Consider the following 12,141-nt stretch of genomic DNA (forward strand, 5'->3'; position numbering starts at 1 on the left):
GAGATTTCTACAAAAAGATTTACCAAAAAATCAGCAAGAAAATAAGAGAAACACTATTACGCACTAAATGACTAAAAACAGAGAATTCTAAACGAAGACTTGACTTTGGAATAACAAAAGAAAGCAATAACCCCAAACCTGTATAAATGATAAAGCATACCAAATCAGCTGGATTTCGTAAAACGATAAATATCAGACTTCCTATAATAAAACTCGCTCGTGCTTGACCTTTTAAAAATAGAAAGCGAACAACATAGGATCGCACTTCAGGAACAAGCGCAACTACATCAACACCTAGTAAAAAAAGAGAGGAGTGAATGAAAAGACTCATAAACAATTTCTGACTTTCTGAGACTTCTGCCAAACCTTCTACAATCATCAGATAAGCTCCTATCGCATTGATAAATACCATCATAAGATAGGAAAAATGTAGTAAGGGCCAGTAACGAGCAACCAATATCTCTGATTTAAAATCGGTTAATTCTCTGGAAAAATAACGAAAATAAAGTAGTCCACAAAAAAACAAAATGAACAAAAATACAAAACTGGACTGCTGAAAGGTTAACGATTTGGATAAAGGTGTCGTCAACAATACCAAGGTAATCTGTGTTAGAACGATCAGCAAGCTCATTTGAAGAATATTTTTTATGTTTTTCATTTTAACTCCTTTTTCTACCTTTTTAGTATAAAAAATTTCAACGATTTTACCAGGAAATACCCTAAAAGGTTATCTTTTATACCTAAAATAGGAGAAAATGAAATAAAGTAAAATAAGAATTTTCTTAACAGTCCATCTTTATCCCACAACAGTTTTTTTAATAAATTGAAACAAAGTGTTCATTTAAAAAATAAAAATAGAAACAATCTCTTTAGGACTATAAGTCAAATTAAGATTGTGCCTATTTTTTGAATTATAATTTAGTTCTTGTTTCGGACCTATTTAATCATTTTTCTTCACTAAAATTTCAAGAGTTTCAAGAAGATTTTCTCCATTGACTTCAATCGTATCACCAGTTGCTTTGATTTTAACTTCAACGATTCCATCTGCAGCTTTTTTCCCGATAGTCACACGGATTGGTAGCCCAATCAAGTCACTATCGCTGAATTTCACACCAGCACGCTCATTGCGGTCATCTGTTAAGACTTCATAACCAGCCTTGACTAGTTCTGCCTCTAGTTGTTCTGTCAAAGCAAGAGCTTCTTCATCTTTGACATTTACAGGGATTAGATGCACATCAAACGGTGCTAATTCTTTCGGGAAATTGATTCCCCAAGCATAGCGATAGTCTCCTTTTGGTGTTTTATTGACGAAGAGACGTGCGTGTTGCTCCATAACAGCTGATAAGAGACGGCTGACACCAATACCATAGCAGCCCATTACAACAGGAACTGCACGACCATTTTCATCTAAAACAGCCGCATTCATACTTTCTGAATAACGAGTTCCTAATTTAAAAATATGTCCAATTTCAATGCCACGTGCAAATTTCAAGATACCCTGTCCATCTGGTGAAATTTCTCCTTCACGCACCTCGCGAATATCCACATATTCTGCTGTGAAATCGCGGTCCGGATTAACACCGGTCAAATGATAACCGTCTTCATTGGCACCAACCACCGCATTTCGAACGTCCTCTACTTTGCGATCAGCGATAATTTGAACATCTTCTGGAAGATGAACAGGTCCAAGAGAACCAAAGTTGGCTCCAAATAATTCACGAACTTCTTCTTCACTTGCTGGTTCAAAAAAATCAGCACCTAGATAATTTTTCAGCTTGACTTCATTCAGTTGATCATTCCCAACAAGAAGCGCTACAATCGGTTTCTCATCAGCAATATAAACCAACGTTTTAATTGTTTGGCTTTCATCAACATGAAGAAAAGCAGCGACTTCATCAATTGACTTGCAATCCGGGGTCTCTATACGAGTCAATTCCTCTTCTGCCACGACACGATTGCTTGGTTTGTATTCATTTGTTGCCATTTCCAAATTTGCAGCATAGCTTGACTCGCTTGAATACACAACAGTATCTTCACCAGACACCAACCAACTTGTCAATTCAGCTTTAATGGCTTCTTGCACATCAGCTGGAATTTCATCAAAGCTAGCGACTGACTTGTCCAAGACAACCCAACGGCTGAGGTCTGTCCGTTCAGGTGTAATGGCCATAAATTCTTGACTATCCTTTCCACCCATGGCACCACCGTCACCGATAATACCTTTAAATTCAATCTCACTACGAGTAAAAATATTTTCATAAGCCGTCTTGTATTCATCATAAGTCACGTCTAGGCTATCGTAATTGGCATGGAAGCTATAACCATCTTTCATGATAAATTCACGTGTCCGCAAAAGACCATTCCTAGGACGTTTTTCATCACGATATTTGGCTTGGATTTGATATAGATTGAGCGGGAGCTGTTTATAAGACTTGACAGAATCCCGTACAATTGCGGTGAATGTTTCTTCGTGAGTTGGCCCCAAGATAAAATCTGAACCTTCACGATTTTTTAATTTATAGAGATCTTCACCGTAAGTTTCATAACGACCAGATTCACGCCAAAGATCGGCACTAAGAAGTGCTGGAGCCAGCATTTCGACTGCACCAATTTTCTCAAATTCTTCCCGCATGATTTTTTTTGCTTTTTCAATCACACGATTTGCTAAGGGCAAATAAGAATAAACACCTGCTGATACTTGACGGACATAACCAGCCCGCAACATCAAGGCATGACTAATGACTTGCGCATCACTAGGCATTTCCCGCAGTGTTGGGATTAACATTTTACTTTGTTTCATAAATTCTTCCTTTTATTTATTATTTAGAATTCACCTTTTAAAAGAAGGTTCTCATAATATCATTCCAGGTCACCGCAATCATTAAGAGTACCATAACAGCGACACCTGCCAACGTGACATAGGTTTCTGTTTCCTGCTTTAATGGTTTACGACGAATGGCTTCAAGCAGATTGAGCACAATTTTTCCACCGTCAAGCGCCGGGATAGGAATGAGATTAAAAATGCCGATATTCAGAGAGAGCATAGCTAATAAAGCGATAACACTTTCAATTCCACCTTTAGCTGCTTCACTGCTGGCTTTGTAAATCGCCACAGGACCGCCCAGTTTATTGATGTCTGGATGGAAAATTAAATTTTTTAAAGCATCAAAGATGCGGAAGCTAGCGTTCCAAGCCATGCTAAATCCGCCCGCAATCATAGACGGAAAATCCGATTTCAAGCCCGGCATCACCCCTAATAAATATCTACCTTGCTCTTTTTTAGGCTTAACTGTCAGCTCTTGAACTTTATTTCCGCTTTTAACAGTCACATTTAGTTCTGACTGCCCTTTACTGTTTTTCGTCTCAGACTGAACAGCTTGGGTCAAATCCGACCAATTCTTGATTTCTGCTTGACCAACTTTTAAAATTTGGTCATTGTTTTTTACACCAGCCTGAGCTAAGGCGCCCCCCTGTAAGACACGAACATGATTTGTATGCTGGTCTGCAACGCCCCCCTGCATAAAAATCAACAGCAAAAATGCTACAATCCCCAAAATGAAATTGTTCATCGGTCCTGCAAAGTTGGTAATGAGGCGCCCGCCTAAACTAGCATTTTGATACTGCACATCAAGCGGAGCAATCCGAACCTCTGTGCCGTCTTCTTCTACGATTGTTGCGTCATGGTCAACCGCATAGGTCTTTTGTTCATCTAGTACCAAACCAGTGATTTCCAGCTTGTCTTCCAAATCAAAGCCCGTCACATTCATCGGCAAAGCGGTTTGATCAATTTTCTTGCCCGAAAGGTTGATTCGGACGACCTTACCTGCTTCATTTAAAGTCAAACTAGCAGGTGTTCCCGTCTTAATCTCTGTTGCGTCATCACCCCAGCCTGCCATACGAACATAGCCACCTAGCGGTAACATCCGAATAGTATATGCTGTTCCATCTTTGCCAATATGAGCAAAAATTTTTGGACCCATTCCAATGGAAAACTCGCGTACCAAAATGCCTGATTTTTTCGCAAAATAGAAATGTCCAAATTCATGAACGACAACAATAATTCCAAAAATAATGATAAAGGTGATAATTCCTATAATACCTGACTGCATTACACCAACCTTTCTACGTTCTCATAGTAATGATTTTCCTTCATTTTATTTTATAGCAAAACAAGGATACTCCATTTTGCTTAAGTTTTGCTTACATTATACATCTCGCAAAAGAAAATTTCCATTTCTGGAAATTCTTTTCGGCTTTCTCATTAGAATAATCCAAAGAAATGCATCAAGGGAAAGACGAACAACATACTGTCAAAACGATCCAAAACACCACCATGACCTGGGATAAATTTACCTGAATCTTTGACTCCAAAATGACGTTTAATCGCACTTTCTACCAAATCTCCAAATTGACCAGCAATACTAAAGAATACAGCAAAAAGAAGCATGATGGGGAGGTGATGAGGTGCAGCAACATTTTTATCAAACAACATAAAAATGAATGTCACTAGGACTGCTGAAACAATCCCTCCCAGACTACCTTCTACGGTTTTATTTGGAGAAACATGAGGAGCTAAACGATGCACACCATATCTTCGCCCGACCAAATAAGCTCCGCTATCAGTTGCCCAGACAATAAACAGAGCCAGTAGTACTTTATCAAAACCAGCTATACGCGCATCTAGCAAGGCATTGAAACCAATCCCTACATAAAAACTAGCAGCAATCGGATAAGCGGCATCTTCAAAACTGTAATGTTTCCCTAAAACAGTTGAGCCCAACAATATAAAAACAACTAAACTATAAGCCACCACGTTTCCATCTACCGGCAAAAATTTCAAATAATTTTCGAGTGGAATAGTCAGCACAAAAGCAGCCAACATGGCTAAAATACCCTCTAAAGTGGTTGTCCTAAGTCCTTTCATTTGTAGCAATTCATGAACACCTAGCATAGCTAAAAGTCCCATACCAATTTGCAGAAGAGGCCCTCCCATCATCAAAATCGGAATGAAGATAGCAAGTGCTATGCCTCCAAAAATCACACGTCTTTGTAAATCTTTATCCATAAATTCTCCTACACACCGCCAAATCGACGATTTCGTTTACTATATTCCTCAATAGCTGCTTTCAATGCTTTTTCATTAAAATCTGGCCATAAAATATCTGTAAAATACAGCTCGCTATATGCACTTTGCCAAGGCAAAAAATTACTTAAACGCACTTCACCACTTGTCCGAATAATCAAATCCGGATCACGCAACAAGCGAGGTAGATTGCTGGTTTGTAAGTAGTTAGCAATCATTTCTTCATTAATCTCGCCCGGACTGAATTTAGCATCTAACACATCTTGAGCAATCATTTTAACAGCCTGAACAATTTCAGCCCGACCGCCATAATTCAGGGCAAAATTGAGGATTAAGCCTGTATTGAGCCGCGTCAATTCTTCCGCCTTACAAAGCGCCTCATAAGTTGCCTTAGGCAAACGTTCTGTATCTCCAATCATTTGAATTTTGACATTATTTCGATGCAACTCAGGCACATAACGACCATAAAATTCAACAGGCAAATTCATGATAAAACTGACTTCTTTTTGAGGACGAGACCAATTTTCTGTAGAAAACGCATAAACTGTTAACACCTGAACACCCAATTCTTTGGCTGCAATCGTAACATTTTGCAATGTTTCCATACCGGACTTATGTCCAAAAACACGCGGCTGCATGCGCTTTTTAGCCCAACGACCATTCCCGTCCATAATGATACCGATATGTTTTGGTATCTGTAATGGAACTTCAATTTTTTCTTTTTTCTTAAAACTAAACATCTGCTTGTTTTCCTAATAAAGTTTTACATTTCATTATATCATAAATCCTATGGATATGCGCAATTGACCCCTATTTTTGTCCCTAAACGAACAAAACAGCCGAAAGGCTGTTCTGCATTATTGTAATTGCTATTTTATTCTTCAATAGCTGAATCTTCTGACATTTCAACGCTTCCATCAGCTCCTGCAACTGCTGTGATTCCCTCTGTCAGCGGCAATACAGTTTTGATAGCAGTTAATTCAAACGTCAAGTAAACACCATCTACATCAAGGACAACTGTTTTCTTTTCAGTATCGACTTCATCAACCGTACCATACAAACCACCAATTGTAATGACTTCATATCCTTTTTGTAATTTATTCAAGCTTTCCATTCGTTTATCTGCTTGTTTCTTTTGAGAACGTTGCATGAAGAACATCAAGCCCATCATCACAACCAACATAATTAAAATTGAAAAACCGTTACCCATTTTAGTCTCCTTTAGATTTCATATATTATCTACTATAGCAGATTTTAAAGAGATTTACAAGACAGTTCCATTGATTGTACAAAACTCTATCTCAAGGCTGAGATTAGCAATTCACTCTCTTTACTTCATGACCTGTTTTTTCCAACAAACGAAGAAAATCGCTATAAGCAATGTTGAGCGTGGTACTATTTACAAATGGATGAAAACCAACGGTTAAACTAGGATCGACTTCCTCGTCCACAATAAGCTGAACTTTCTTTTCCTTATCAAAAAGCAGCCCAAAAGGTGTGACTGCACCTGGCTCTACCTGCAAAATCTCCTCTAGTTCCTTGTCATTAGCAAAAGATAACCGTTTTTCATCTAAGACTTCTGCCAAATGTTTAATGTTTGCTCTTTTCTCGTCGCGCAAAATGACTAAATAAAATTGTCGTCCTTTTTTACTTTTCAACACGAGATTTTTCACCTGCTGTCCTGGCAAAACAATTCCTTTTTCAGCCGCTTCAATCACTGAAGAAATTGGTTCATGATCTAGACGCTCATAAGCAATATGCAAATCATCCAATACTTGATAAATCTTTTCTTCATTTGTCATTTATTCGCTCCTTATGTAAGAGGTTTCCTGCTTTTATTATACCACTTTCACAAACAAAAAATCGAGGCAATCTCACCTCGATTTTCGAGATTTTATTTCAAGTTTTTCACAACCTCAACGATATGTTCAACTGTGAAACCATACTCTTTCATTACTTTAGCTGCTGGAGCAGAAGCACCGAATTTATCAATACCGATAACAGAACCGTCAAGTCCAACATATTTGTACCAAGATTGGGTTGCAGCCATTTCAATGGCAACACGGCGGCGGACTGCATTTGGTAGAATTTCTTCTTTGTAAGCAACGTCTTGTGCATCAAAGATGTCTGTTGATGGTACACTGACAACGCGAACTTTTTCCCCTTGTGCTTCCAACTCTTTTGCAGCTGCAACAGCTAAGTTGACTTCAGAACCAGATGCAAGAAGAATTGTATCAAAACCACCTACTGTTTCATACACCACATAAGCGCCTTTTGCTACCTTGTTAAAGTCAGTTCCAGCTTCAACAGTCAAGTTTTGACGAGTAAGAACCAACGCCGTTGGAGTTGTTTTACTTTTCAGTGCCAAGTACCAAGCCGCCTGTGTTTCACGCGCATCCGCTGGACGGAAAACAGTGAGATTCGGAATAGCACGAAGTCCAGCTAAATGCTCAATTGGTTCATGAGTAGGTCCATCTTCACCGACTGCAATCGAATCATGGGTAAAGACATAGGTCACTGGTAAACCTTGAAGAGCTGACAAACGAACTGCTGCTTTAACATAATCTGAGAAAACAAAGAATGTACCACCATAAACACGAAGTCCCCCGTGAAGTGCCATACCATTCAGAATCGTTCCCATAGCAAATTCACGCACACCGAATTGAATGTTGCGGTTAAGGCGGTGGGCATCATCTTGCAAGCCATCTTCTTTGATATAAGTCATATTAGAATGAGCTAGGTCAGCAGATCCGCCAAGGAAAGTTGGAAGAACTTTAGCTGCTGCATTCAAAGCATCTTGACTAGAATTACGAGTAGCTTGCGAGAAACCTGTTTCTACTACTGGGAAATCTTCTGGCTTGATCTCAACTGGATCTTGTCCCGCAATAACAGCAGCTACTTCATCAGCTAAGTCAGGATAGGCTTGTTTGTATGCTTCAACAAGTTTTACCCAAGCATCATAAGCAGCTTTCCCGCGCTCTGCTACATTGACCCGATAATCTTCGTAGACTTCTTCAGGAATTTCAAACGGTTCGTAATCCCATGTAAGAGCTGTACGAGTAGCGGCTACTTCTTCTGCACCAAGAGGAGCTCCATGAACGGCATTAGTCCCTTGTTTGTTTGGTGAACCATAACCAATCACTGTTTTCACTTCAATTAAGGAAGGTTTGCCAGAAACTTTTGCAGCTTCAATCGCTGCATTGATTGCTTCTAAGTCTGTCCCATCTTTAACCAAAGCAGTATGCCAACCATAAGCATCATAACGTGCCCGAACGCTTTCTGTAAAGGAATCCTTGGTTTCTCCATCCAGATTAATATCGTTGGAGTCATAGAGAACGATGAGTTTATCTAATTTTTGCAGACCAGCGTAAGAAGCCGCTTCGCTAGATACACCTTCCATCAAATCCCCATCACCACAGATAACATACGTATAGTGGTCAAAGATATTATAGCCTTCACGATTGTATTTTGCTGCTAAAAAACGTTCTGCTTGTGCAAAACCAGTTGCCATAGAAATTCCTTGACCAAGTGGACCAGTTGTCGCATCTACACCAGCAGTATGTCCAAATTCGGGATGCCCAGGCGTTTTAGAACCCCATTGACGGAAGTTCTTGATTTCTTCCATTGTGACATCTTTAAAACCTGATAAATGAAGCAAAGCATAGAGCAACATAGACCCATGCCCTGCTGACAAAACAAAACGATCGCGATTAATCCAATTTGGCACTTCTGGATTGATGCGCATTTGCTTGGTAAACAAGTCATAAGCCATCGGAGCTGCGCCCATGACAACACCTGGGTGACCAGATTTTGATTTTTCAATGGCATCAATTCCTAAAAAACGAATGGCATTGACAGATAAATTTGACATTGAACTCTCCTTTTTATATAAGCACTTATCTTTAACAAAGATACGCTATTAATCATTTGGAAAACGATAACATTCCATCCTCTATTATATGAAAATTATCCGCATATCGCAATGTATACGGATAATTCCCACTTAATTTTTTATAGTAAAGCTTTAAATTGAATGTTTGAATCATGCTCAAAGCAATCATCAAAGCCACGTGGGTGATGATATTCAATCCTGTCTTTGTCTTGCGGATAGGTATATTTACCACCGACTTCCCAGATGAATGGATGGAATTGATATTGGAGGCGCTCTTTACGCATCTTCCACAAGGCTAAAATCTCGTCCGTTGAAGCCATGAAGTTAGACCAAATATCATAATGAACTGGAATAATAACTTTGGCACGAAGGTTTTCAGCCATACGAAGCAAATCAATCGAAGTCATCTTATCTTGAATACCGATTGGGTTATCACCATAGTTATTAATAGCCACATCAATCTTGAAATCTTTTCCGTGTTTGGCAAAATAATTTGAGAAGTGCGAATCTGCACCATGATAAATTGTACCACCTGGCGTTTCAAAAATATAATTGACTGCTTTACGCGCCATTTCTTCATCTGTTACAGGCAGACCTTTCAGTTCACCATCTTGGGCATCAGCACCATCAACTGGAAGTGTTACCAAGCAAGTTCGGTCGAAAGATTCCACAGCTGATACTTTAATATCTTTAAACTCAAAACTTTCGCCGGGTTTAATCACGATGATACGTTCTTCTGGGACACCCCATTTTTTCCAGATTTCGCCACATTCATAAGGTCCGACAAATTTAACATGATTCAATTTCGGATTGTTGACAATCGCTGCTGCAGTATTGATATCAATATGGTCACTGTGAAAATGCGATACCAGATAATAGTCCAACTCATTAATCATAAATGGATCAATCACCATTGGCTGCACGCGCAAGTTTGGCTGCAATTTACGTACGCCTGCCATATTTGCCATCTGGTGACCACGCACCATGTCTTTGACCTTTTTAGTTGATTTTCCGCGGTTAGACCAAAGATCCATGACCACATTAGCTCCACCTGGTGTCTTAATCCAAACACCACAATTCCCTAACCACCACATAGCAAAGTTACCTTCAGGCACTACTTCTGCTTCAATTTCTTCGTTAAGCCAAGTGCCCCATTCTGGGAAAGTACTTAAAATCCAAGATTCCCGAGTAATTTCGTTTACGTTTGGCATGATCATTCCTCCTCAAGATAATATTATATTTCTATCTTTAGTATAAGCTGCTCTAAGAGAGAAAAAAAGACCAAATAAAACACAAGGCTGTGTTCAAGATTGGACTATTTTTAGTACCTAAAAAAGCCGGGAATTCTATCCCTAGCTAGTCATCCATTCTTTCATTCTTCCGTTGAAGTTGATAATAATTCTTCGTTTACAAGTTTTTGAATTTTATTTTTCAGCTCTTGTGTCCGAGCTGAATCTTTGATGTAAGACGCTAAAAGGTGCTCTAACTCTTGACTAAATCGTACTCCTTTAGTCGAAAGAGCTTGATCTTTGACAAAAGAAGTAATATTTAATACATCTTCATAATCCAAAATAGGCTGAACTTGTATCGTTGGCAGAGTGGTTTCCAAGCCGTCATTTGTCGTAATTAATAAATCCACATCTAAAATGTCTTCGACGCTTTTGAATTGTTCTGTCGTAAAAACAGCACTTAAATTTTCATTTGGTAAATGATACAAGCACTGTTTGAGTAGCAATTTCTGCACAGCTACTCCTTCATCACAGACTAAATAAATCCGTTTGGCATCTTGTTTTTCAGCACGATTATGTTTTAAGAATCCACCCATGTGCAAGGCAAGGTAAGCAACTTCATCATCGGTTAATGAAATAAGCCAAGCTTCCTCTAAAATCACAGAACAAGATTTAGTGACTGCAAACAAATCTGCATATTTTTCCTTGATCTGTCGTGTCAATGGATTTTTAGACAGAATGCCGTAGGTTTTACGAAATAGTAGAGCTTTGCAATGCGTCAATAAATTTCGCAACAAATCTTCTTTATTTTCAATTTCAAAGTGCGAACTAACTTCAAAACGCCATATAAACTCATCAATCGCTTCTTTTAATTGGACAAAATCTTGACTGGTTGCATGAATATCCCGATCTTTCCGGTAAGAAAGCAAAAGAACAGTTAAGAGTGAAATCTCAATATCATTTAATTTCAAGCCAAATGTCGCCCCTAAATTGTTGTTCAAATGTTTAGCTGCTTGATATTCAATCCGCTTGCGAATCAAGGTAAACTCACGCTTCAAATCTTCCTGTTCTTCCTCACTTAAAGCCATATTTCGACAGCTTAACAGAAGATATGGTAAGACTTGCAACATAAATTTGATTTCATGGCGATTGATTTTCTTACCTAAGTCTTGCTCTACATCTTGTACCCTTTGGTTAAGAAAGTCTTGTAAATCATCCGACAGAAGAATCTCATCACCAACAAAATTCCTTATCTTCTTTGTTAAAATCGTAACAAAACTATGATTTCCCTCTGCAAAAATGTGATACAAGAGAGAATGTACATATTGGATTTTATTGAGTGGATGACATTTCAAAAGATATCCTTGCGCTTTTGTGGATGTAAGGTTGACTTGATACTGCTCTGAAGCTAACTGATTGCGGATTTCGTTCAAATCATTAAGAACGGTATTTCGAGACACCTCGGTCAATTCCATCAGTTTTTCAATGGTGACACGCTTGTTTGCAACACAAATATACAGAACAGTCAACTGCATGCGCTCGGTCATGCTCATGACATAACTATAAGAATCGACTCCTTCCAGCAAGGATTGGCATAATTCTTTTTGCTGTGCAGTTAAGACAATCCCTACCCTCGGACGACTGCTAATCATTTCACCAACCTCTGCCAAAGCGTCATTGATTTTTTCCAAATGATAATAAATCTTCCTCCGCGATTGATTGGTTGCCCGTGAAATCGTCATAATCGTTTCTGGCTCTTTCAACCGAATGAGGTATCTTAGTAAGTCACAGCTTGTCTGGTCCAATAGTATCATCATTTACTCCTTGAAAGGGACTGTAAATTATTATAACATCTTTTCACACATCTTCCTACGCAATTGAAACACCTCGTTATTATTTGGCTATCTTGAGTTTTTACGGAGACAAAATGAGAAAAG

At 38.8% G+C, this 12,141-nt stretch carries 10 protein-coding genes; all 10 read right to left on the bottom strand.

Features of this window, described 5'->3' with window-relative positions:
- Positions 1 to 19: 19 nt before the first annotated feature.
- Positions 20 to 658, bottom strand: a complete 639-nt coding sequence (locus tag HMPREF2963_RS01960) for a CPBP family intramembrane glutamic endopeptidase (protein WP_070668324.1) — start codon at positions 656 to 658, stop codon at positions 20 to 22.
- Positions 659 to 940: 282 nt separating this feature from the next.
- Positions 941 to 2,800, bottom strand: coding sequence for a proline--tRNA ligase (locus HMPREF2963_RS01965; RefSeq protein WP_070668327.1), 1,860 nt, complete (start codon positions 2,798 to 2,800; stop codon positions 941 to 943).
- A 37-nt stretch (positions 2,801 to 2,837) separates the two neighbouring features.
- Entirely contained in the window at positions 2,838 to 4,109 is a 1,272-nt protein-coding gene (locus tag HMPREF2963_RS01970) for a M50 family metallopeptidase (protein WP_070668330.1), read from the bottom strand.
- A 152-nt stretch (positions 4,110 to 4,261) separates the two neighbouring features.
- The gene (locus tag HMPREF2963_RS01975) at positions 4,262 to 5,065 is read right to left on the bottom strand and encodes a phosphatidate cytidylyltransferase (protein ID WP_048800662.1); all 804 of its coding nucleotides are present in this window, start codon (positions 5,063 to 5,065) and stop codon (positions 4,262 to 4,264) included.
- A gap of 8 nt (positions 5,066 to 5,073) precedes the next feature.
- Positions 5,074 to 5,823, bottom strand: a complete 750-nt coding sequence (locus HMPREF2963_RS01980; protein WP_070668333.1) for an isoprenyl transferase — start codon at positions 5,821 to 5,823, stop codon at positions 5,074 to 5,076.
- Positions 5,824 to 5,957: 134 nt separating this feature from the next.
- Entirely contained in the window at positions 5,958 to 6,293 is a 336-nt protein-coding gene (yajC, locus tag HMPREF2963_RS01985; RefSeq protein WP_003070761.1) for a preprotein translocase subunit YajC, read from the bottom strand.
- 103 nt (positions 6,294 to 6,396) lie between these two features.
- Positions 6,397 to 6,885: a prolyl-tRNA synthetase associated domain-containing protein gene (locus HMPREF2963_RS01990; RefSeq protein WP_070668336.1), complete on the bottom strand. Its 489-nt coding sequence runs from the start codon at positions 6,883 to 6,885 to the stop codon at positions 6,397 to 6,399.
- Between the two features lie 92 nt (positions 6,886 to 6,977).
- Positions 6,978 to 8,954: a transketolase gene (gene tkt, locus HMPREF2963_RS01995; RefSeq protein ID WP_070668338.1), complete on the bottom strand. Its 1,977-nt coding sequence runs from the start codon at positions 8,952 to 8,954 to the stop codon at positions 6,978 to 6,980.
- A 140-nt stretch (positions 8,955 to 9,094) separates the two neighbouring features.
- Positions 9,095 to 10,186 (bottom strand): L-ascorbate 6-phosphate lactonase, encoded by a 1,092-nt coding sequence (gene ulaG, locus HMPREF2963_RS02000; protein WP_037598157.1) that lies wholly within the window; start codon positions 10,184 to 10,186, stop codon positions 9,095 to 9,097.
- A 161-nt stretch (positions 10,187 to 10,347) separates the two neighbouring features.
- Positions 10,348 to 12,018 carry a BglG family transcription antiterminator gene (locus HMPREF2963_RS02005; RefSeq protein ID WP_070668341.1) on the bottom strand — a complete coding sequence of 557 codons (1,671 nt, stop codon included), beginning with the start codon at positions 12,016 to 12,018 and terminating at the stop codon, positions 10,348 to 10,350.
- Positions 12,019 to 12,141: the final 123 nt, after the last annotated feature.

It is taken from the genome of Streptococcus sp. HMSC067A03, assembly GCF_001814295.1.
In the GTDB taxonomy this organism is placed as follows: Bacteria; Bacillota; Bacilli; order Lactobacillales; family Streptococcaceae; genus Streptococcus; species Streptococcus constellatus.